The organism is Comamonas odontotermitis, from assembly GCF_040396735.1.
Classification (GTDB): Bacteria; Pseudomonadota; Gammaproteobacteria; order Burkholderiales; family Burkholderiaceae_C; genus Comamonas; species Comamonas odontotermitis_C.
Window position 1 is genome coordinate 77,570 of the sequence record NZ_JBEBNZ010000010.1, and the last position, 22,478, is coordinate 100,047.

22 protein-coding genes are annotated in these 22,478 nt (G+C 62.5%); 3 read left to right on the forward strand and 19 right to left on the reverse strand.

Annotated elements, in window-relative coordinates:
* The first annotated feature begins 123 nt into the window (after window positions 1-123).
* Window positions 124-2,601 carry a hypothetical protein gene (locus ACH2DG_RS10895; protein ID WP_395026078.1) on the forward strand — a complete coding sequence of 826 codons (2,478 nt, stop codon included), beginning with the start codon at window positions 124-126 and terminating at the stop codon, window positions 2,599-2,601.
* Between the two features lie 239 nt (window positions 2,602-2,840).
* Here the strand turns inward: ACH2DG_RS10895 and ACH2DG_RS10900 are convergent, their stop codons facing one another.
* From ACH2DG_RS10900 to ACH2DG_RS10985, 18 genes are all read right to left on the reverse strand, one after another.
* Entirely contained in the window at window positions 2,841-3,194 is a 354-nt protein-coding gene (locus tag ACH2DG_RS10900) for a helix-turn-helix transcriptional regulator (protein ID WP_395026080.1), read from the reverse strand.
* A 131-nt stretch (window positions 3,195-3,325) separates the two neighbouring features.
* A complete protein-coding gene (locus ACH2DG_RS10905; protein ID WP_395026082.1) occupies window positions 3,326-3,571 on the reverse strand; it encodes a DUF2274 domain-containing protein in 246 nt (81 codons plus the stop codon).
* On the reverse strand, window positions 3,568-4,833 hold the full coding sequence (locus ACH2DG_RS10910; protein WP_395026083.1) for a TrbI/VirB10 family protein: 1,266 nt from the start codon (window positions 4,831-4,833) through the stop codon (window positions 3,568-3,570). Before ACH2DG_RS10910 ends, ACH2DG_RS10905 begins: the two co-directional genes overlap by 4 nt.
* A 2-nt stretch (window positions 4,834-4,835) precedes the next feature.
* Window positions 4,836-5,837: a P-type conjugative transfer protein TrbG gene (gene trbG, locus ACH2DG_RS10915; RefSeq protein WP_395026084.1), complete on the reverse strand. Its 1,002-nt coding sequence runs from the start codon at window positions 5,835-5,837 to the stop codon at window positions 4,836-4,838.
* Window positions 5,834-6,538 (reverse strand): conjugal transfer protein TrbF, encoded by a 705-nt coding sequence (trbF, locus tag ACH2DG_RS10920; protein ID WP_395026085.1) that lies wholly within the window; start codon window positions 6,536-6,538, stop codon window positions 5,834-5,836. The genes trbG and trbF overlap by 4 nt, the downstream gene beginning before the upstream one ends.
* A 35-nt stretch (window positions 6,539-6,573) precedes the next feature.
* Window positions 6,574-7,902, reverse strand: coding sequence for a P-type conjugative transfer protein TrbL (gene trbL / locus ACH2DG_RS10925; protein WP_395026086.1), 1,329 nt, complete (start codon window positions 7,900-7,902; stop codon window positions 6,574-6,576).
* 11 nt (window positions 7,903-7,913) lie between these two features.
* A complete protein-coding gene (trbJ, locus tag ACH2DG_RS10930; protein WP_395026087.1) occupies window positions 7,914-8,693 on the reverse strand; it encodes a P-type conjugative transfer protein TrbJ in 780 nt (259 codons plus the stop codon).
* On the reverse strand, window positions 8,690-11,152 hold the full coding sequence (gene trbE / locus ACH2DG_RS10935; RefSeq protein WP_395026089.1) for a conjugal transfer protein TrbE: 2,463 nt from the start codon (window positions 11,150-11,152) through the stop codon (window positions 8,690-8,692). The genes trbJ and trbE overlap by 4 nt, the downstream gene beginning before the upstream one ends.
* A gap of 12 nt (window positions 11,153-11,164) precedes the next feature.
* Window positions 11,165-11,449 (reverse strand): VirB3 family type IV secretion system protein, encoded by a 285-nt coding sequence (locus tag ACH2DG_RS10940; RefSeq protein ID WP_395026091.1) that lies wholly within the window; start codon window positions 11,447-11,449, stop codon window positions 11,165-11,167.
* Window positions 11,446-11,823 (reverse strand): TrbC/VirB2 family protein, encoded by a 378-nt coding sequence (locus tag ACH2DG_RS10945; RefSeq protein WP_395026092.1) that lies wholly within the window; start codon window positions 11,821-11,823, stop codon window positions 11,446-11,448. The genes ACH2DG_RS10940 and ACH2DG_RS10945 overlap by 4 nt, the downstream gene beginning before the upstream one ends.
* Window positions 11,820-12,842 (reverse strand): P-type conjugative transfer ATPase TrbB, encoded by a 1,023-nt coding sequence (gene trbB, locus ACH2DG_RS10950; protein WP_395026094.1) that lies wholly within the window; start codon window positions 12,840-12,842, stop codon window positions 11,820-11,822. Before trbB ends, ACH2DG_RS10945 begins: the two co-directional genes overlap by 4 nt.
* Window positions 12,839-13,282, reverse strand: a complete 444-nt coding sequence (locus ACH2DG_RS10955) for a CopG family transcriptional regulator (protein ID WP_395026095.1) — start codon at window positions 13,280-13,282, stop codon at window positions 12,839-12,841. Before ACH2DG_RS10955 ends, trbB begins: the two co-directional genes overlap by 4 nt.
* Window positions 13,279-15,285, reverse strand: coding sequence for a conjugal transfer protein TraG (locus tag ACH2DG_RS10960; RefSeq protein ID WP_395026096.1), 2,007 nt, complete (start codon window positions 15,283-15,285; stop codon window positions 13,279-13,281). The genes ACH2DG_RS10955 and ACH2DG_RS10960 overlap by 4 nt, the downstream gene beginning before the upstream one ends.
* Before the next feature lie 206 nt (window positions 15,286-15,491).
* Entirely contained in the window at window positions 15,492-15,752 is a 261-nt protein-coding gene (locus tag ACH2DG_RS10965) for an EexN family lipoprotein (protein ID WP_395026097.1), read from the reverse strand.
* 44 nt (window positions 15,753-15,796) lie between these two features.
* Window positions 15,797-16,690, reverse strand: a complete 894-nt coding sequence (locus ACH2DG_RS10970; RefSeq protein ID WP_395026098.1) for a LysR substrate-binding domain-containing protein — start codon at window positions 16,688-16,690, stop codon at window positions 15,797-15,799.
* A 146-nt stretch (window positions 16,691-16,836) separates the two neighbouring features.
* Window positions 16,837-18,033: an MFS transporter gene (locus ACH2DG_RS10975; RefSeq protein ID WP_395026099.1), complete on the reverse strand. Its 1,197-nt coding sequence runs from the start codon at window positions 18,031-18,033 to the stop codon at window positions 16,837-16,839.
* 21 nt (window positions 18,034-18,054) lie between these two features.
* Window positions 18,055-18,918: an NAD(P)-dependent oxidoreductase gene (locus tag ACH2DG_RS10980; protein ID WP_395026100.1), complete on the reverse strand. Its 864-nt coding sequence runs from the start codon at window positions 18,916-18,918 to the stop codon at window positions 18,055-18,057.
* A gap of 98 nt (window positions 18,919-19,016) precedes the next feature.
* Window positions 19,017-19,598, reverse strand: coding sequence for a TetR/AcrR family transcriptional regulator (locus ACH2DG_RS10985; protein ID WP_395026101.1), 582 nt, complete (start codon window positions 19,596-19,598; stop codon window positions 19,017-19,019).
* A 193-nt stretch (window positions 19,599-19,791) separates the two neighbouring features.
* Here ACH2DG_RS10985 and ACH2DG_RS10990 point away from each other — a divergent pair, with 193 nt between their 5' ends.
* Entirely contained in the window at window positions 19,792-20,598 is an 807-nt protein-coding gene (locus ACH2DG_RS10990; RefSeq protein WP_395026102.1) for a hypothetical protein, read from the forward strand.
* 49 nt (window positions 20,599-20,647) lie between these two features.
* On the opposite strand, the gene ACH2DG_RS10995 is transcribed toward ACH2DG_RS10990, so the two are convergent.
* Window positions 20,648-21,646, reverse strand: coding sequence for an AraC family transcriptional regulator (locus tag ACH2DG_RS10995; protein WP_395026103.1), 999 nt, complete (start codon window positions 21,644-21,646; stop codon window positions 20,648-20,650).
* Window positions 21,647-21,745: 99 nt separating this feature from the next.
* On the opposite strand from ACH2DG_RS10995, the gene ACH2DG_RS11000 reads away from it, so the two are divergent.
* A complete protein-coding gene (locus ACH2DG_RS11000; protein ID WP_395026104.1) occupies window positions 21,746-22,447 on the forward strand; it encodes a fumarylacetoacetate hydrolase family protein in 702 nt (233 codons plus the stop codon).
* Window positions 22,448-22,478 lie beyond the last annotated feature (31 nt).

The window sequence follows — 22,478 nt, forward strand, 5'->3', positions numbered from 1 at the left end:
AACTGCTCATTGATGTGGGCAGGCGTTGCACTTGAGATTTGAGGCCGCACCTTTCAACTTTCGCGTGAGGAGGTGGGAATCCGTTCTAATAGTTAGAACTAGTTCATTCAACATCGATACAGCATGAAGCAAATCTACGAGCAAGAGGTTTCCGTCGCAAAGGCGCTCGCGACAGACGTCGAGCGTCTGACCTACCTGAGTGCGGTGTTTCGCTCCCTCATGCAGACGCTTTCGATCGTTTCGATTGAGGCGATTCGAGAACTCACGCCGTTCTCGCCGGCTGAAGCAAACTTGACGCAGTTGATTCCTAGGTTTGCGCAGCCGTCGGAAGGTCTTTATGGCGAAATTCTCGAAGTCGCCATTCCCTCGATCCGCAGTCACGCTACGAAGAATTTCATGGTCGGCTGGTTTGAGGTCACAGAGGGCGCTCACCAGTGCTTTTCAAAAGACCTAAACGCTTGGGTTCAATTTCGTAATAAAAAGCCAGCGCACGGTGTCCTATCACGCGCAGATGCGCAGCTCTGGACGCCCAAGCTCATTGACCTTACCGAACGCGCGCTACGATTGTTCTCCAGCACGCTACCTGTTATTGACGGAGCGAAACTCCGAGTTTCGCTCGGCGATTCCGAATTCAATCTCGTAACGCCACTCATTTACGACGGCAGAGCCATTGTGGTTGGCGGAATTGCGCCTCGAAAAGGGATCTGGAAGCTCAATGGACAATTTCTAAACGTGGACGTTTCCGATGAGGTCACGCTTGATTTGCCGTCGAATACGGTCTTCGATGTCGGGGTGGAACTCGGTTCGTTGCGCTTCGACTTGAAAGATGTTGAAGTCGGCGACCGCGTCCAATCCGTCTACTACAACGTTCCTGTCCGCCAGACTGATACGTTTGAAGGGCGAACTAAAGAGCTCGGCACCCTCAAGGAGTGGATGGAGGACGAGGACACGCGGTTTTGTCTGATTTATGGAGATGGGGGGTTTGGCAAGACAACGCTTGCACTCGAATTCCTAAACCGCCTGCTCGAAGGAGAAATCGAGATCGATGGGAAGTTCCCGAGCATCATTAGCTATTACAGCTCGAAGATGACGCGCTGGACATCCGACGGCTTGGTGCACTTCAAGGGTGTCTCCGATGCAATGGAAGACAGTATTCGAGAACTTCTCCTGTGTCTTTATCCCGTAATTGAAAAGAAGTGGTATCAGGTATCGGGTACAGCACTCATCGATAAAGTCGCGGGTGAACTCGCCGAACAAAAATTCAAGCGCGATGACGTGCTCTTAGTGTTAGACAACACAGAGACGCTCGCCACTTCGCCCGAAAAAGTCGAAGAGCTCTCTGCCTTCTTCAAGAAGGCGGGCAAGAAGGTGGGGCGAATCTTGATAACGTCCAGGCGGCGCGAGTTCCTCCCTGCTACAGGAATTCAAGTGGCGGGCCTCTCTGACGCTGAAGCTCTTCGATTGATGCGGCGCCTTGGAAACGAGTACGCTGCTGTCGCAATCAATCAAGCTGGCGATCCGTGGCTACGTCAGGTTTGTGCTCAGCTAACCAACAAACCGTTGTTGATTGACACCTTGGTCAAGTACATCGCACGTTCTGGAAGCGGCATTGACGGGGCACTTGAGCAAATCCTGCGAAAGACGAGCGACCAGTTGCTGGAGTTCCTATATCAAGACGCGTGGATGCGCATTGATGACCTTCGGCGAAAGGTCTTCCTCATCCTTGTTTCGTTGGCATGTCCAATCGATGGCCGATGCGTAGGCGATGCCTGCCAGGAGGTTGGATTGCAGCATGTCGATTTCCAGTCCGGACTGGACGAAACGTACTTCGTTACCACGACAGATCGTGGCGCAACATATGATGTGGAAATCGTAGAACTGGCCAAGCAGTTTTTTCTGAAGCAGCTCCAAAGGATTGATGCGGCTGGCCGCGACGAAATCAAGCGGGTCGCAGGGAAAGTCGACAAGCAGGCATTGCATCGGGAGCGGCTCGAGAAAGCATATGTTCGGGACCGCGTAGCAGATGCGTTCCGAAACCAGTATGCCAAGGCAGCAAAGATTGCTGTCGACCGTCGAGATTTCGACGGCGCTGACGAGAGCTTTAAGCTTGCATTGCTTGAAGAGCCGATGAATGCGGCGCTGAAGGACAGGTACGCATGGTTCCTGTCTCACATCCTCCAAAAGCTTCCCGAGGCACTTCCATTCGCAGAGGAAGCAGTAAATCTCAACCCCAAGAGCGGGGATGCGCAAATCACGCTTGGCCTCATTCAGTATCGGCTTGGAAACATTCCTGCCGGCGATTCCGCAATGAATGAGGCCATGAAGAACGGCAAGCCCCAAATGCTGTGCAATCTTCGCATGGGAATCGCTCGGTACTATCAAGCTAAGAAGGCTCCATACGCGCGTGATGCCATCGGCCTGTTGAAGGAAGCTGAGCTCCTCTTATCGAAGGCGGGGAAGGCAGGAAGTGCCGACGACTACTACTATTTCAAGAACCTCGAAGACATCCGCCGGTACCTTACTCTTGTAGCTAGGCTACGTTCGGGTATCAATAGACGAGAGGTTTCTTCTAAGGAGGCGCCTGGCGGCGTACAGACCTGAAGGCCTCAAAAAAAAACCGTGGCCGTCCGAGGCCAAATGGATGGGCGACCGTACTAGCGCACCCAAACCAACATCTTGAATGTCGCAGTTGGGTCGGATTGAGACGGTCGCCGAGCGGTCAGAAACGGAATTTCGGCCGATTGATGTCGGCGTCAACTCTAGGCTGATGTGAGATATTCGCGGTCCAATTCGCGTAAGAAATAGCATCTAATACTATTTCTATAACAAAATTCAATCATTCAAACTGAGCGGCTGCTGGCCGCTAGCCGCTGCTGAATCCATCCATGGACGGCAGCCTCCGACCAGGAAGTCGCACGCGGCCCAACCTTGATAGAGCGCGGGAACACCCCATCACGCATCTGTTGGTAAATCACGGAGCGGCCCAGGCCTGTCAGCCGCTGCACCTCGGGCAGGCGCAGCAGCCGGTCATGCCGATCCGATGCAGGCCCGGATGGCGGTGCCAAGCCCTGCCCCAGCAGATTGAGCGCCTGCTGCAGCAAATGCGCGGCACGCATGGCCCGATCGCCGTCCACGCCACCATCCGCCTGTGCAGGCTGAAACTGCTTCTGACCGTCTGAAATCCTGGCACGCATGGGGCATCTCCTTGCAGAAAGCGCGACAGCATCCATTGCCATCACCCACAGTCCATAGCGTGCCGAGAACGGTCATGACTGCCAACCTGCCGCAGCAAGGTGAAGCGTGTTCATGCGGGCTTACATCGCCGTCATACTGGCTTCGGGGCGAAGACCTTAGGCTTATCGACGCGTCTGAATCCCCGATCTCCGGCCATGAAAGCTTCCAGCATGTACGGGATCAATGTGGCAGCATCCACCGCTTCGCCATACGCCTGCGCGTGCATCGCCGCGTACCGGTCGAGGTCGGCCTTCAGGCTGGCAAGGCATGTGAAGGTCAGCTTGGTGCTCTCTGTCTTGGGCAGAGGGCCGAGGCGGAGCTTTTTTGCGGTGCTCATCGGATACCTCCGCGCTGATAGAAGAGTGGCTGGTACGGACGAAGGGCCAAGTCTTTCGCCACAATAATCCGAACCGGCAAGCCTGGCCGCGCCGTCAGCGTCGGTTGGACGTTCATGTTGCGCCGGGTCATCTCCTGGCCCACCTGGTTGATGCTGTCCTGCGCGCTATCGCGCCCAGCGATTACGATGCGGTTGCCATCCTGCCGGTTCTCAGGCGCAGCCAACTCCGCCCCCACACCCAGCAAGGTGGTCAGTGCCGCGCCGGCCAGGATGCGGCCCGAGTGCCGATCCACCCCATCCTCCAGCCCGGCATAACCGGCCGGATCGGTGCCCACCAAGTTGTCGAGCGTCAGCGACGACGTGTCGGGCAGGATGATGCGGTTCCACACCATCTGCACCCTGCTCTGCCCATAGCTCACCTGGCTGTTGTACTTGCCCAAGATGCGCGAGCCCTGCGGGATCAGCAGGAAGCGTCCGGTGGCCGTGTCGTAGACCGGCTCCGTCACCGTGGCGATCACGTCGCCCGGCAGGTCGGACTTGATGCCCGTCACCAGCGCTGCAGCGATCACCGTCCCAGCCATCACCTGGTATGGCGAGGCGGGCATCTGGAGGCTCCCGGAATTGCGGGTTTCCGCAGAGCCGCCTCTCAGGAATGCCTCTTTCTGCTCCTGCCGGTTCTGCGCAGTGGTCGAATCGGTGAACTGGGCGGCCGTCGAGGCCGGGCCCGTAGCCAGCGGATCAAAGTCCGCCAGAGCATTGCCCGGCGCAACCGCCGCCGTGGCAACGGCAGGAGCTGCAGCCCTGCCCTGCTGCCCCGAGCGGAAAAATACCGATGAAGCTGCCGCCGCCTCGGCCTCCTTGCGCAAGGCATCCTGGGGATCATGGCCGGGCGGCATATAGGTAGGCTGCTGGGAGGCCACGATGGCAGGCCCCAGATCGCCTGGCAGCGGCGGTCCCAGTTCCGGCGCCTTCGGCAACCTGGAGTAATCCGAAGGCAACCCGTCCAGCCCTTCGGACTTCGACACCCGATCCACGTTGTACAGTTCGCGAGGTTCACCTGCGCCGCGCCGATGCGGCTGCAATGACCAAATCGTGGCCCCGAGCACGGCGACCGACAAGCCACCCGTGAACATGGCCAGCGTGCGCCGGTTCAGGCGCGTAACTGGGCGCGGCTGGGCGCGCAGCGCCATCGCCTCTGGCGCTACCTTGCCCACCGAAGGCGAGGTATTGGCGGCAAGGTCTGGAGTGTCGTCTTGGCCCATGGTCAGTTCTCCCTCACGCCATCCGTGCGCTCGATCCGCACCACGTCACCCCCGCCCTTCCCGTTTCCGCCGCCCAGGCGCAGTTCGGCCGCGCCGAACAGTCGATCCACGATGTAGTACGGCGAGCGAAAGCGGTAGTTCACCAGTTGCCCATCGCCCTGCGCGCCGATCACGAACAGCGGGGGCAACTCGCCCTGGGCAATCCCCGGAGGAAACTGGATGTAGACCTTCTCGCCGTCATCGAAGGCGCGCAGCGGCTTCCATGGCGGATTGCTGCCGCTGACCGCGTAGCGGAAACGGATCTTCTCCAGTGACAGGCCGCTATCGACCGGCGCGGCTGCGCTTGCTGCCTGCGCCTGGCGCTGCAGGGCCAACATCTTGTCCTTCGGGTACTCCCAGGACACTGACGCCATCCACGTCTTCTCGGTCGAAGTCAGTTCGATCAGATAGGTGCGCTGGCTAGTGGTGATGACCAGATTGGTCTTCAAGCCCGAGCGGATCGGCTTGACCATCACATTGACGCGGAGCGCATCGCCGCTGCCGCTGGACGTGTCACCAACGATCCAGCGCACAGTGTCACCGGCGGCCACCGTCACCAGCTCCTCGCCCGGCTGCAGCGACACCACCGTCACGCGGCCTACGGCCGCATAGACCTGATACAGCGCGCCATCGGTGAATGGCCACACCTGGATCGCGTTGACATAGCCCTCGCGTGTGGGCGCAATACGTGCCTCGGCATTGGCACGAGTCACGCGCAGCTTCTCGTCGGCAGATTCCGGCGATACCTTGGCATCCTCCGTACCAGGCAACGGCTTCATCTGACCAGGAAGCGCGAGCGGCTCGGGTATGCCGACCACCTGCACCGGCTTCGGCGCCTCGGGCAACGGTTGGACCTGCACCGGCTCATCGAGCGAAATGGTCGGCGGCGGCTTGCCCTGCGTGGCGCAGCCCGTGAGAGCAAGCAGGATCACCGGCAAGGCGGATGTACGGAAAGACGTATTCATGGCTTGGTTCCTTCAGAAGAATCGAGTTCACGACTCCACGACAAGCCGTTGACGTAGATGCCCAGGGGGTTCTTGCGCACGCGCAGCTCGGTGCGCGGGGTTTGCAGCACGGTGGACACCACCGCGTTCCAGCGTTCGGTGCGATCCAGCGCCCCGTTGATGAAGCGCGTCTCCGTCCAGTGCACGTTGAAAGATGACTCGCTGGCGCGAGTCACGCTGCTGATCTGCACCGTCACCGATTCCTTTCCGATACGGCCAAAGGGATCGTTCACGCGGGCGTACTCGTTGAGCACGACCGCACCCTTGTCAGTGGTGTAGTCGTAGGCATCCAGCCAGTTCTGCCGCACCACGATGGGATCGATGGACAGCGAGCGCACCAGGCCGATGAAGCGGCCCAGGTGGTAGGCCACCTGGGCATCACTGGGCTGGTAGGGTGTGGCGGCTTCGCCCACGGCCCGCACCTGGCCCGCGTTGTCCACCTCGATGACATAGGGAGTCACGATGGACTGCGCTGACCGCCAGACCAGACTCCCAGCCATCAGCACGGCCAGCGTGAGACAACCGAAGGCCATGAAGCGCCAGTTCTTGGCCTGCACGCGGGCTGAGCCGATGCGCTCGTCCCAGACCTGGGCAGCGGATTGGTACGGAGTGGCAGGCTGCGGCGTGTCGGCGTAGCGCACCTGCGGTCGTTTGAATCGCATAAGGGTTCTCCTTGAAGTTCAGGAATCGAGGTCCATCAGTCGTCGCGCAAGCTCGGGCCTTGGCTGGAGCTGCCGCCATCGCCACTGCGCAACGCGTGAGCGGTGGTCGTGGCGGCATGGGTGAGCTGCTGCCTGCGATGCAGGCGCTTGGCCCAGGCGGGCTGTTCGGTGGACGGAGGTGAACCAGCAGCGTCTGGCCCGGCTGGCGCAGTGCCGGATGCCGCCGCGCCCTCGGGCCGAAAAGCAGCAGCCACGCGCTCCTTCATCGAACGCGTCCCATCGGCCACCTTTTGCCCGGCGGCTTGGGCGCTGGTCCTGGCCACATTGCCCACACCGGCGGCAGCGCCCTTGAAGCCACCGCCGGCCGCGGACGAACCCGCCTCAAACGCCGAGGTCGCGGCACGCGCACCGCTGGCCGCAATGCGGGCAGCGCCTGGAGCCATGCGCGCCCCGGCTGCCACTGCACTGCCGACACCGGCTGTCGCTGCGCCAACGCCAATGGCAGCACCTGCCGCCCCCAGCGTGGCTCCCGCCATCGCCCCAGCACCGAGCTGCGGCCCGCCGGACACCAGCCCGGTCGCAATGCCCGGCCCGAAGATGCCCAGGGCCAGCATAGACAGCGAAGCCAGCATGATGACCAGCGCCTGGTCGATGGAGGGTTCGGCCCCGTCGGGAATCTTGAACTCGGCAAACAACCCGGTGCCAATGCCCACGATGACCGCGAGCACCAGCACCTTGATACCCGAGGACACCACGTTGCCCAGCACCTTCTCGGCGAGGAATGCCGTCTTGTTCCAGAGGGCGAACGGCACCAGCACGAAGCCGGCGAGCGTCGTCAGCTTGAACTCGATCAGCGTCACGAAAAGCTGCACCGCCAGCACGAAGAAGCACAGGATGACGATGCCCCAGGCCAGAAACAGCACTACGATGGAGGTGAGGTTGACGAACACCTCCGGGAAGCCCGCCATCTGCTGAATCTGCTCCAGGATGGGCGCCGCCGCGTCGATGCCGGTCTTAGCCAGCCGCCCCGGCTGCAGGAAGTTGCCCATGCTCAGGCTGGAACCGCTGGCCATCAGGCCCAGCCCGGCGAACGAGCGGAACACGATGCCGGCCAGCGTGTTGAAGTTGCCGATGATGTAGGCGAAGGCCCCCACATACAGCACCTTGCGCAGCAGCTTGGCGATCACGTCCTCGCCCTGGCCGGTGGCATGGCCCATGGCCCAGAACAGGCCGGCCAGCGTCATGTCGATGACGATCAGCGAGGCCGTCAGGAATGCCACCTCGCCCTGCACCAGCCCGAAACCCGAGTCGATGTAGCGCGAGAAGGTATCGAGGAAGCGGTCGATGACCGCAACATCGTTCATGGCCGGCCCCGTCAGTTGCCGTAGAAATGGACGGTCTGCGGCGTATACGGCGTGCCCGTGCCCAGAAAGCGCCGCGTCACCTCGCGCCCGCGCTCGGCCGCCGCCGCCTGCCGGGCCAGCTCCAGCGAGGCCGCGCGGTCCTGGGTGATCTGCAGCCGCTGGGTCTGGATGGACTGCTTGGCCTGCAGGGCCAGCAGTTGGTTCATGGCCTGCATCGCCTGCAGGGCGCCTACGGCAGATTGGCTCTGGCCGACCAGAACGGCCAGCACGCCTTCGTCATCGCGCAGGTTCTGTGAGGCCTGGGCCTGCATCTGCATGGTGGTCTGCAGGCCATTGAGCGTGTTCTTCCAGCGCTCCTGGGCATCCCGGAACATCTGGTCGCCGCTGACCTCGGCGGTGTACTGCTCGGGATACAGCCGCTTGAACATCTGGTCCATGTTCGCCAGGTCGAACGCCATGCCCTTGGCCTGGGCGATCAGCCGCTGGGTCTGGGCCAGGTTGCTGCGCAGACGACTCACCACATTGAACGGCAGGCTGGCCAGGTTGCGCGCCTGGTTGATCAGCATCTGGGCCTCGTTCTGCAGTTGCTTGATCTGGTTGTTGATCTCCTCCAGCATGCGCACGGCGGTGAGGGTGTTCTGCACGTAGTTCGTCGGATCGAACACAATGCGGCCCCCTCCTCCACCGCCCAGGCCGAACAAGGCATGGGCGGGCTGGGCGGTGCAGAAAGCGAGGGCGCTGGCAACGGCCAGCGCAGTCAGCTTGGAAGTGAATGCGGTACGGATGGTCATGGTGATTTCTCCTGGGGTGGCGGGGAAGGAAACGAGGACAGCAGGTCGGCGGCCCAGTGGAGGCCGCGATGGCGCAGCCAGGTAACCGCGAACGGGGTGGGTTCAGATGATGTGGAGTTGGTGCCCGCAGCGAGCACCGCGTCGATGTCGCGCTGGTCCTGCGGCGTGGAGGCGCCCGCAAAGGCCAGCGCCGCCGGCCCCAGGTCGAGGTCGAACAGGCGATTGCCGAGCCGGGACTGGTAGTAGTAGTCCCGCTTGGGCTGTGCGGTCGCCACGATCTCGATCTGGCGCGAGTTGAGCCCGAAACCCTCGTAGATCGTCCGGATCTGCGGCTCGGTCGCCTGTGGATTCGGCAGGAAGATGCGGCTGGCGCAGCTCTCGATGATCGCGGGCGCAATGCTCGAATCCTTGATGTCGGCCAGCGACTGCGTGGCAAAGATCACGGAGACGTTCTTCTTGCGCAGCGTCTTCAACCACTGGCGGATACGGGCTGCGAACACCGGGTCATCGAGAAACAGCCACGCCTCATCGAGGATCAACAGCGTGGGCGCGCCGTCGAAGCGTTCATCGAAGCGCGCAAAGAGGTAATGCAGCACGGCTATGACGGCGGCCTTGCTGTGCATCAGTTCCTCCATCTCGAAGCACTGCACGTCGGCCATCCCCAGACGGTCGCGGTCTGCATCCAGCAGCTTGCCGTGCGCGCCGCCGAGGACATAGGGTGCAAGCGCCTGCCGTAGCGCATTCGATTGCAGCAACACGGAAAGCCCCGTCATCGTGCGCTGCTCCAGAGGCGCACCGGCAAGGCTGCCCAGCGCCGACCAGATCGCCGCTTTCTCTTCGGGGCCGACCGCGACACCTTCATGCCGCAAGCGGCCTTCAATCCATTCGGCCGCCCAGGCACGGTAGCCCTCGCGGTCGATGCGGGCGAGCGGCTGGAAGGCGATATCGCCCCCCTCTTCCATGCTCGCCCCGAGGTCATAGTGCTCGCCGCCCAACCCAAGGATGGTCGCGCGCATCGAGCGCCCCATGTCGAACGCGAAGATGCGCGAGCCGCGGTAGCGCCGGAACTGCATCGCCAGCGTGGCAAGCAGCACCGACTTGCCCATGCCAGTCGGCCCCGCCACCAGCGTGTGGCCCACATCGCCAATGTGCGTGACCAGCCGGAACGGCGTCGCACCTTCGGTGCGGGTCACGATCAGCGGCGGGCCGTCGAGGTGGTCGTTCTTCTCCGGCCCGGCCCATACGGCGGACACCGGCATCAGGTGCGCCAGGTTCAGCGTCGAGACAATGGGCTGGCGCACATTGGCGTAGGCGTGGCCGGGGATGGAAGACAGCCAGGCATCGACCGCATTCAAGGTCTCGGGAATGGTCACGAAGCCTCGGCCCTGGATCACCCGCTCCACCATGCGCAGCTTCTCGTCGGCCTTCGCTGGGTCGGCATCGAGCACCATTACCGTGGTGGTGACGTAGCCGAAGGCCACCTGATCGCTGCCCAACTCCTGTAACGCAGCGTCCGCATCGGCCGATTTGTTGCTGGCATCGGTATCGACCAGCGGCGTTTCCTGCTGAAAGATGGTTTCCCGCAGCAGCGCAATGACGTTCTTGCGCTTGGCGAACCACTGGCGGCGCAGGCGGGAAAGCTCTTTTTCCGCATCGGCTTTGTCCATGCAAAGGAACCGGGTTGACCAGCGATAGCCAAATCCGAGGCGGTTGAGCTCATGAAGAATCCCCGGCCAGGTCGAGGTCGGGAAGCCCCGCACCGTCGCCACGCGCAGGTGCTGGTCGCCCAGCATCGGCGCCAGACCACCGACCAGCGGCGAATCGGCCAGCAGCGCGTCAAGGTGGAATGGCACCTCGGGCATGCCCACACGGTAACGCCGTGTAGAGATGGTCGAGTGCAGATAGGTCAGCGTCTGTCTATCATCCAGCCACGCGATTTCCGGCATCACGCCATCGAGCAGATCGAAGATGCGATCCGTCTCCGCGGCGAAGGCCGTCAGCCGCTCGCGCCAGTCCACGCCTTCGGTCGGCCGGTTCTCGTAGAGCATTCCTGCTGCGCGGGCACGGGCTTCCTCCGGCGGCAGGTACACCAGCGTCAAGTAGTAGCCGCTCTCGAAATGGTTGCCCGAGTCTTCGAATGCGGCCCGGCGCTCCTCATCCACCAGCCACGACAGTGGCTCGGGGAACTCCGAGGGTGGGTAGTTAGCGGCGGGCCGGCGCTCGGCCTCGATGAACAAGGCCCAGCCTGACCCCAACCGGCGCAGCGCGTTGTTCAGCCGCGCCGACGTGGAAATCAGTTCACCTTGCGTCGCGCTGTCGAGGTCAGGCCCCCGAAAGCGCGCGGTGCGTTGGAAGCTGCCATCCTTGTTCAACACAATGCCCGGCGCCACCAATCCGGCCCAGGGCAGCCAGTCGGCCAGCAGCGCGGGCCGCCGGCGATATTCGGCAAGGTTCAGCATGGCAACATCCCCCTATACGTCCAGCAGCGGCCGGTGCTTGATGTGGCGCGCGAAGACCTGCATGAACTGCGGATCGACACGCGCGCCCCAGACCGCCAGCGCATGGCCGACGATCCAGAGCACTACGCCGGGAATCCACAGTTGCAGGCCCAGGCCCACGGCAGCGGCCAAGGTGCCGTTGGCAATCGCCACCGTGCGCGGGGCTCCGCCCAACAAGATCGGCTCGGTCAGAGAGCGGTGCAGCGGGACCTCGAAGCCAGGAGCGAAGCCCTGCATTCCATCGTGCGGGCCGTTCATACGACCGCCCCGCCGGAGAAGCTGAAGAACGACAGGAAGAAGCTCGAAGCCGCGAACGCGATAGACAGGCCAAAGACGATCTGGATCAGCTTGCGGAGCCCGCCCGAGGTATCGCCAAAGGCCAGCGCCAGTCCCGTGGCAATGATGACGATGACTGCGATGATCCGGGCCACTGGCCCCTGGATGGATTCGAGGATGGACTGCAGTGGCCCTTCCCAGGGCATCGACGAACCGGCGGCCTGGGCGGTGCCCGCAAGCAGCAGCATCAGCGTAGCGAGCAGCAGGCCCTGCAGGGCCGGGCAAACAAAGCCACCCCGTCGTGTGGGCAATGGGTGCGGATTTGCGGAAATACGGAAAGCATCAACGTGCGTCATGGAAGTTCTCCAGGTGGGATGGGGGAAAGGAAATCGATGGGAGGAAGCTCGGGCGCCAGCGCGTCCTCCAACTGGTAGCCCGCGCCATCGAAGCCAACGACGCGGGCGATGCTCTCGATGTGGCGCTTGCGTCCGCGCCCGGCGATGTGGATGACCACATGGACCGCCTCGGCGATCAGTGCGCGGGGCGGGTTCATCGCCACTTCGAGAATCAGTTGCTCCAGACGCAGCAGCGCGCCCAGCGCGGAGCCGGCGTGGATCGTGGCGATGCCGCCCGGATGGCCAGTGCCCCACACCTTGATGAGATCCAGCGCTTCGGCGCCGCGTACTTCGCCGACGACGACACGATCCGGGCGCAGGCGCATGGAGGAACGCACGAGCTCCTGCATCGACACCACACCATGGCGTGTGCGCAGCGGCACGTGGTCGCGAGCCGCGCATTGCAGTTCCACCGTGTCTTCGAGTACCAGCACCCGATCGCCCGTGGCGGCGATCTCAGCGAGCAAGGCATTGGCGAGCGTGGTCTTGCCCGTGCTCGTGCCGCCTGCGATCAGGATGTTCTGGCGCTCGCGCACGGCCTGCACCAGCAGGCCCGCCTGCGCGGCGGTCATCATCCCGTCCTCGATGTAGCGCGACAGCGGGATCACGCCCACGGCGCGCTTGCGCAGTGCGAAGGCCGGTCCCGGTGCAGCGGGCGGCAAGATGCCCTCGAAGCGTTCACCCGTCTCGGGCAGCTCGGCTGTCAACAGCGGCTGGCCCCGATGGACCTCAGCGCCAACGTGGGCCGCGACGAGGCGGATGATGCGTTCACCGTCCGCTTCGGACAGCTCCACGCCCATCGGCGCGCGGCCCGTGGACAGCCGATCTACCCAGAGGGTGCGGTCAGGATTGAGCATGATTTCCACCACGTCCGGGTCTTCGAGTGCGGCGGCGATCAGCGGCCCCATGGCAGTGCGCAGCATCTGGATGCGACGGTCGAGCGAGGTGGCCGTGGATGAAGCTGGCGGTGCGGAATTCATAAGGCCCCCTGCGCTTTCTCCATGCGCATGGGGTCGGGGTGCAATTCCTCCACCACGTCCCGCACCAGGCTGCGCCCACGCAGCAGATGGCGGCCCAGTTGTTCGACAAACTGCTCAAAGCGCGCCTTGCCCTGGGCACGCGCTGCATCCTGATGCGCTTCGGGAACCGGTGTGCTGACCGTGAGGAAGTAGCGGATGAACAGCGCCAATGTTTCGATCTGGATGTTCTGGTCGCGCTCCAGGCGCTCGGCATGACGGGACAGTCGATCCAGCCGCTTGGCGATGGCAGCCTCACGCTGGTCGCCCGCATCGGGCGACAGCCAGGATGCCAAGGCAGCGGCGACGATGCTGGACTTGGAGACACCTTTCTTGGCAGCCAGCTCGTCGAGCCGCTTGCTGTGCTCAGGCTGGATGAACACGTTGAGGCGGTGCTGGGTCATAAGTCGATTCCGTCGTTGGGGTCAAGGGATGCCAGCCGGGCCGTGCGCTGCAGGGCTGGGTCGAACTGGCGTGGAAGGGGAAGCGGTGCGTCGTCGTCATCGAGCAGCGCGAGGTCAGTGGCGAAGTGATCCGGCTCGGCGTCGTAGGTGACGATGTCGGAAAGCTCTGGCTGGCGGCGCGGGCCGCCGTCGTCGGCCGCGCCCAGGTTTTCCAGGCCATCGGCGAATGCCGTAGCCGGTGCCGCGGGCATGGCAGGAATAGCGAGTCCACTCCAGTCATCCGGACGCAAGGGCGGCGCATCGGCATAGCGCCCAGCAGCAAGCACCGGAGATGGCAACATGCGCCGCTTGAAGCTGACGTCCGCGTAGTAGCGCAGCTTCTTGGCCTTGATCGGCGCCACGCTGGACACCATCACCACCGCCTCGTCGGGCGGAAGCTGCATCACTTCGCCCGGCGTCAGCAACGGCCTAGCCGTTTCCTGGCGCGACACCATGAGATGCCCCAGCCAAGGCGCGAGCCGGTGGCCCGCGTAGTTGCGCTGCGCGCGCAACTCGGTCGCGGTGCCCAGCGTCTCCGATATGCGCTTGGCGGTGCGTTCGTCATTGGTGGCGAACGTCACGCGCACATGGCAGTTGTCGAGGATCGAATGGTTCTGGCCGTAGGCCTTGTCGATCTGGTTGAGAGACTGCGCGATCAGGAAGCTGCGGATGCCGTAGCCCGCCATGAAGGCCAGCGCCGTCTCGAAGAAGTCTAGGCGCCCCAGCGCCGGGAACTCATCGAGCATCAGCAGCAGCTTGTGGCGGCGGGCAATGCCATCGGAGCCATCCAGCGATTCCGTCAGCCGCCGCCCGATCTGGTTCAGGATCAGGCGAATCAGCGGCTTGGTGCGGCTGATATCCGACGGAGGTACTACCAGATACAGCGACACCGGATGTTCGGCCGCGATCAGGTCGGCGATGCGCCAGTCGCAGCGCGAGGTGACTTCGGCCACCGTGGGATCGCGGTACAGGCCGAGGAACGACATGGCGGTGCTCAACACGCCGGAGCGCTCGTTGTCGCTCTTGTTGAGCACTTCGCGCGCTGCCGACGCTACGACCGGATGTGGGTCATCGCCGAGATGCGGCGTGCTCATCATCCGGTGCAAGGTCAGCTCGAACGGGCAGGCAGGATCGGAAAGGAAGTTGGCGACGCCGCGCAGCGTCTTGTCTTCGCCCGCGTAGAGCACATGCAGGATGGCCCCAACCAGCAGCGCGTGCGAAGTTTTCTCCCAATGGTTGCGTCGCTCCAGCGCTCCTTCGGGATCGACCAGGATGTCCGCGATGTTCTGCACATCGCGCACCTCGTGCGCGCCGCGCCGCACCTCCAGCAGCGGGTTGTAGGCCGCCGACTTGGCATCGGTCGGGTTGAACAGCAGGCAGTGCGAGAAGCGCGAGCGCCAGCCGGCGGTGATGCTCCAGTTCTCGCCCTTGATGTCGTGGATGACGGCGGACGCAGGCCAGCTCAACAAGGTCGGCACCACCAGGCCCACGCCTTTGCCGGAACGGGTGGGCGCGAAGGTCAGGACGTGCTCCGGGCCTTCATGGCGCAGGTACTGCTGGCGATGCAGGCCGAGGAACACGCCCGCTGACTGGTCAAGCCCCGCCTTGTGGATGTCGTCCGCGCTGGCCCAGCGGGCCGAGCCGTAGGTGGTAACCAGCTTGGATTGGCGCGAGCGCCAGATGGACATGCCGATGGCGACCAACACGGCCACCAGGCCGCTGCCGCCAGCAATCGCGCCGCCGATGTCGAAGACTCGCGGCGCGTAGGCGTCGAAGAAGAACCACCACTCGAACAGCCGCCACGGGTGATAGATGGGCGTGCCCAGGAAGTCGAACCACGGCAAGCCCAGGCGTAGCTGGTAACCCAGGGCAGCGGCTGTCCATTGTGTGGCTGCCCACACGCCGGCGATCACGATGCCGAACACCACGGCGATCTGACCGAACAGCACGTTCGTCCCTTGCATGATCCTGCCTCCGATCACGGCACAACAACGTGCCGCGTGCATCAGGATCAAGGCGCGCGTATAGGCCGGTCAAAGACCGTTATCGGGACGTAGATGCCGCAAAAAGCATCGTTTCAGGATGGGGAGAACAAGGGGAAAACGCCACGTGCAGAGGCGCAGTGCGGTGTATCAGAAAAAATCGCTGACTCGTTGTGGAACGCGGACGATCAGAACTTAGGCGGCTCTTTGGGAGGGGTGTAAGGCACCCTGCCATCGCCGAAGAAGCGCTTATTCGTGGCTTCGGCCACGCGGTTGCACAGATCGTCGCCCAGCTTCGCGCGATCCGTCTTGCACTGCTGGCGCAGCTCCTTGAGTCGCTCGGGATTTGCCGCGAGGGATTCCACCGTGTCGGTGGAGCTTGACGACTGGCCGCAGGCAGTCAGCAGTATCGTCAGCGACGATAACGCAACGGTCTTGAATGGACTCATGGTCTGCTTCCTCCAAAGATAGGGGCCAGAAGTGAAATTCGGAGCTAAGCGTTTCCCGGCCCCAGTAACTCCAGCCGTTCAATAAAGCGGGCCAGTGCCTGAGTTGGCTCCGCATCGCGACGCAGCAAATAGGTCGTCAGCATGGGCGGGAGGCCTGCAAGCGAGCGGCCCACTACGCCCGGCTCTCGACTGGATGCGATGTGCGCGGCGCCTGCGAGCCCCAGCGCCAAGCCAGCCGAAACTAGCGTCATCATCACGTCGAACGTGCCGACGTGCTGCACGATCAGCGGCTCTCGCTCTTGCCTGCGCAAGATGCGGTCGATCTGGCGAGCATGTCCTTCGCAGACCGCTGGATCACCCAGCACCAGGGGGTAGCGCAGCACTTCTTCCAACGGCACCCGTTTATGGGCCAGCACAGGATGCCGCGCAGGCACGGCCACCATCAATTCGTCCTTCCAGACTGGCTCCACAATGAGGCCATCGCCCACCTCGTCAGCCATCGAGAATCCTGCGTCATACAGGTCATCATGCAAGCCCTTGATCTGCTGGGCCAGCGACACTTCAAACAGACGGATCTCGATCTCTGGGTCTTCCTCGCGGCAGCGCGCTAGCAGCGCTGGCAGGCGCGACGGCGTAATGCCATCGGACAAGGCTATGCGCAGCTGACCGTGAAAACCTTTGGCTGCGGCCTTCACGCTTTCTCGGACTTGCTCCAGGGCCGTGAATACGCGCGGGGTGCTCTCCATCAGCAGTCGGCCCGCAAGCGTGAGCCGCGTGCTGCGGCTAGTACGGATGAACAACTGCGCCCCGAGATCTTCCTCCAGTTCCTTGATGGCTCGGGACAGAGGGGATTGCTCCATATGCAACCGCTCGGCCGCACGAGCGAAGTGCAGCTCCTCGGCCACGGAGAGGAAGCATCGAAGGTGTCGGAGCTCCATACCTCACCTTTCATTCAGACACTTTTCCCGGCGTTCTCGATGGTCTTTGCGCCAGCCATTGCACCGCCAGCACGCTGACCAGGACGAGCGTCAGGCCCAGCAGCGCCGTACCTTTCATGGATTGCCTTCGTCATGAATACCTCCGCTCAGGCCAGCGCAGCGCGATGCCCAGGCCGGAAGCCATGCGCGCTGGCCGACCACACGATGAGCCATCCCAGGAGCGCCAAGGCCGCCAGCGCCCAGGGCAATGACGCCGGCCCCGATCGCTCCAACAACACGCCCCCCGCGATGCCGCCGCCCGCGACAGCCAGGTTGAAAATCGTCACCAGCATGGACTGCGCCACATCAGCCCCATCCCCTGCGGTATCCGCCAGGGCGGTTTGCAACAGGGTGGGCGCCCCGCCGAAGGTCAGGCCCCACGCCGCAATACCGGCCAGCACCAGCACCGGCGATGCGCCGGACAGGCCCAGCACCAGCGCCGCGATGGTGAACACGGCCAGGCTCAACAGCGTGAGCGCGCGCAGCCAGCGATCCACCAGCAGGCCGGTGATCCAGATACCGGCGATGGAAGCCAGGCCGAACAGCAGCAGGACGGCATCGACCCGATGCCCCAGCCCGGCAGAGGCCAGGAAAGGCGCTATGTAGGTGTAGAGGATGTTGTGCGCAAGTATCCAGGCGAACAACGCCAGCAGCACGGGACGGATGCCTGGCATCGTGGCGATGCGCCGCAGCGTCATGCGTTGCTGCGCCGGCTGCCCCGCAAAATCCGGCACGGCCAGCCGTATCCAGGCGAACAGCAGCAGTGCCAGTGCCGACATGATCCAGAACACGCCGCGCCAATCGAACAGCGTACCCAGCCAGGTGCCCAGTGGCACGCCAATGCACAGCGCGATGGGCTGGCCCACGCCGGCCAATGCCAAGGCGCGGCCCTGCTGATGGGATGGCACCATGCGCCGCGCGTACCCTGCGAGAAGCCCCCACACCACACCCGCCGCCATGCCTGCGGCAAAGCGTGCGGCCAGTATCAGTCCATAGTGGGATGACAGGGCCGTGATCGTGTTGAACACCAGCAGGCCGCCGATGGCCGTCAGGAACAGCGGGCGCCGGTTCCAACTGCGGGTGGCGGCGATGACCGGGATGGCCGCCATCACTGAACCGAGGGCGTACAGCGTCACCAACTGGCCTGCCAGCGCCTCTGAAATACCCAGCCCTTGGCCGATCTGCGGCAGCAGGCCGGCAGGCATGGTTTCGGTCATGATGGCAAGAAAGCCCGCCATCGTGAATGCCAGTAGCCGCCAGACCGGCAGGCCCTCATGTTCCGCAGTGTTGTTTTGAATGTTCATACGTGATTGCTCCCGAGCCGTTCAAGCCAGGTAAGACGCCGCCATGTCCTTGTCGCCGTGCCCGGCTGCCAAGGCGCGCTCGAAGCGCGACAGTCCCGCTTGCGCCGCATCCAGCGGTACGCCGGTTTGCGCGGCTGCATCCACCACCAGCCGCGCATCCTTGGCCGCATTGGCAATGGAAAAGCTGGTGGCGTAGTTGCCTGCCAGGATGGCGGCGGCCTTGGCCTGGAAATAGCCGCTGTCCATCGGCCCGCCCGTCACCACGTCCACCACCAGCGCCGGATCGACGCCCAGGCCCTTGGCGAGCGCAAGGCTTTCCGCCAGCCCGTGGGTGAGCGCAAACGCCCAGTTGTTGAGCGCGAGCTTCAGGCGGCTACTGGCTCCCGGCTGCTCCGACACCCACAAGGTGCGCTTGCCGATGGCATCGAAAACGGGCTGCGCAGTCTCTCTCTGCGCCAATGGGCCGGATGCCAGGATGACCAGTTGTGCCAGTTCTGCTGGCTGGCGCGTGCCCTGCACCGGGGCGTCGTAGAACACCAGGCCCAATGCTTCGGCTTGGGCGGCCAACATCGTGATGGCCTCGATCCCGACCGTGCTCAATTGCAGCCAGACCGCGCCTTGGCGCAAGCCGGTAGCTGCGGCCTGCATGGCCTCATGGACGCTGGGGCCGTCCTTAAGCATGGTCACGATGACGTCTGCCCCTCGCACCGCTTCTGCGGGGCTGGCGAACGCTTCGACACCATCGGCTGCCAGCGCCAGCGCCTTGCTTGCCGTGCGATTCCATGCCCGTACCGCGAAACCGCACTTGCGCAGATTGCGCGCAATGGGAGCGCCCATCAGGCCCGCGCCGAGAACGGCGATGGTGGGCAGTTTTTCTGTGCTCATATGAACTCCTTTGAGGATGAAAACAGGAACGATCGTTCCAGTATTGGGCGAACAAAAACCCGAGGCCCGCGCGAAGGCGCGGTGGCTCGGGCGAAAAATTACAAAGTACCGAGTGCCACGTCGATCACGTCCATCAGGCACCGGCGGCGCTGCGATGCAGGGCTGCCTTTGCCCAGCACCCGCATACCCTGCATGGTGTTGACGAAGAATCGGGCCAGGGCGCGCGGGCTCTGGGTCGTGGCAATTTCACCCGTTTGCTGCCCGCGCTGGATCAGCTTTTCCAGCGCCTTTTGCAATCGCTCAAGGTTGTGCGCCACCAATTCAGCCACGGCCTTGTCATGTGCGGCCAACTCCAGCGAGGCGTTGGCTACCAGGCAACCGCGTTGCTGCGGGTCATCCAGTTCGCTTTCGGCCACGCGCATCAGCAGTTGTCGGATCAATGCCTGCGGCTGGCCTGGGCCAGACAGCAGCTCCACATTGGCAGTCGTTACTGCGGAGTAGCGCCGCAATGCCTGCTCGTACAAGCCTTGCTTGCTCTCGAACGTGCTATAGAGGCTGCTGCGCGACAGGCCCGTGCCTTGCACCAGATCCTGCACCGAGGTTGCCGCATAGCCACGCTGCCAGAACACCTGCATGGCGGCGTCGGCAATCTCGTCGGGCTCGAATTCCTTGGTCCGCATGGCAATTCAATAATATGGAATGATCGTTCCAGATAGTGTACGATGCTATTTCTAGCGCGTCAAGAACAATCGGATCGTTCATCGTCGAACTGTAGAAGACGCTGGTGCATGGAAACACTCACGGCTCACATCGGGGCAGAAAAGCGTCGCGTCGCATCGCCCGCTCGCGACCTCCTGGATACAAGGCACAACGATGCTGAACACTTTTCTCTTCGACATCCCCATGGAAGCACTGACCTCAAGAATGCTCGCTACGGCATTTGTCGTGATGGCCGTTTCCTGGGCAGTAAGTGCCTTCGGTCCGATCGTCGGTGGAGCGTTGGCGGGGCTTCCGGTCATTCTCGGTCCAGGGTTCTATTTCCTGGCTATGCAGGCCCCCGCCTCGTTTGTCGCGCAGACCGCATCAAGTGCATTGCTATCGTTGTGTGCAACGCAACTCTTCCTACTGTCCTACATCGTCATGGCAGGACGGAATCCGCCGTGGGTGTGTTTGGCATGCGCTATGGGCGCTTGGCTGTTGGCTGCGCTCTTGCTCCAGCTTTTGCCAACACAGCCAATACCCGGCGTCTTCATGTTCATTGTGGTGACTGGGATTTGTTGGGCTATAGGCCGACGGTTCCTCATGCCTGAGGTCTCAACAAGGGGGCGCGTGGGACTTGGCCTACTCGCCGCGCGGGGAATTCTTGCCGGCACATTGGTTGCCGTTGTGACGAGTGCAAGCCATCAACTGGGGGCGACAGTAGCAGGAGTACTTCTCGCTTTCCCAATCGGCTACACCGTCGTAGCAGTGACAGTTCACCAGAGGATTGGCGTAGTGAGCGTCGTCGCCATGCTCCATTCCGCTCTACTTGGGACGACAAGCCTTGCCGGATTCTGCGCGGTATTGGTAAATGCAATCGAGCACTTGACAGCACATGCTGCGTTGGGGGTTGCCGCGATGATTTCAATGTTGATCACGTTGGCAGTCATCTTCGGGAGGCAAATTTTGATACCCAGATGAATTCAAGGTAAACACACCAGCTCACGCTGGATGATAGGCGGGTCGAAGCCTATTGCAGAGTACTTCGTTCTTTACGTTGAACACGAAGTCGATAGGCTGACGGAGTCAGCCCTTCAATTTGGCGAAAGCGACGCGCGAAATGTGTCGGATCACTGAACCCGATGCTCTCGCCTATGCTCGCCGCAGATTCGGAGGTAAATGCCAGCAATGTCTTGGCTCGCTCCATCCGTCGCTCAGTCACGAGTTCCAGAAAGGTCCTTCCGGTTTCGCTTTTGAGCAGATGCGCCAGATGTGTAGCCGAGACACAACTGGCCTGCGCCGCTTCGTTCAAAGTCAGCTCGTGTGCAAGGTGGCGGGTGATGAAGCGGACGCAACGCACGACCGCCTGTTTGTGAGTCTGCACCCCTGTGCCCCGAGCATCAAGTTCTCTGAACTGATCATGATATCTACGCCACACCATTCCCAACAATTGGAGCAAGTAGCTGCGTACAAGCAACTGGCTGGCTGGATCTTCGCCTGGATTCCGCTTTGCTTCCCGAGCCATGTGGATACATAGTTCTTGCAATTGCCGCGTTTCGATGTCGTCAAACCGGAAATCTAGGCAGTGCTGAAAGCGAAATGGTGCCAATTCAGGGGCGCGTATAAGCGGGACCTCGGCAAGTTCGAGAACGTCGTGGTCGAGTGATGGCAGCAAGTAGTCCTTGCTGATATTGATGATGTGAAAGATGCCGTCCGGGGCGTTGGGAATGTAGTGAACCATGAAAGGTTGCACGAAGCTCACCGTGCCAGGACCGATTGGACGCTGGCTACCTCCGATGTAATGGGTGGTCTCGCCGCGAATGCTGACGTAGATCTGGAAGTACTCATGCCTGTGCGGAACGGGGTTCGGCAAGCTATCGCTCTGATCGTGGATGCCAAAGTAGGCATGCTGCGCGCGCGTTGCCATCGTGTAGTTGCTGATGGCTGCACGTGCGGCGCCGGTGAGTGGGGCCGGCAGATCGGGGGAATAAGGCGGAGTAGGCATGGGCAGCAGGATCGAAGATCGCAAGGATTGCATATTTTTTCGCAAGCCTGTGCATTGAGGCTCCAGGTACAGATTTCTAGACTGTAGCCACTCCCTCCACAACGCTCAATAGAGACATACCTCATGCCTTCCAACGTTTTAAAGTCGCTTGAAACCCTCCAAGTCCAACCCATATCCATCGAAATCGTGGGCAGTGACCAGCGCTTTCCCGTGCGACGCGTCTACTGCGTGGGTCGCAACTACCTGGCCCACATCCGCGAGATGAAGGAGGGCGACGAGCGCGATCCGCCATTCTTTTTCCAGAAGCCCACCGACTCGGTCGTGACCGATGGCCGCGTGCCCTATCCCGCGCTCACGGATGACTTCCAGTTCGAATTTGAGCTGGTCGTTGCCATCGGCAGTGAGGCCGAGGATGTGTCGCCTGAGAATTCGCTGGACCACGTTTTCGGCTATGCGGCTGGACTCGACATGACGCGACGCGACCGTCAGCGCGAATGCAACAAGCGCGGACTGCCCTGGGAGCAGGGCAAGTCCTTCGACCATTCGGCACCTTGCGGCCCAATCCACCCAGTGGCGCAGGTCGGCCACATCCGGTCGGGCGCGCTGAGCCTGGCTGTCAATGGCGCGGCGCGCCAGGATTCGGTGCTCGAGAAGATGATTTGGAATGTGCATGAGATCGTCAGCGAACTGTCCAAACAGTACCGGCTGTTTCCTGGTGACCTGATCTACACCGGTACGCCGGAAGGCGTGGGTCCGGTGCAACGCGGCGACCATCTCGTTGGTCGCATCGAGGGGCTCGCGCCCCTGCAAGTCGAGATCGTCTGAGCCCCACTAACACATCGAAAGCAGGACCAAA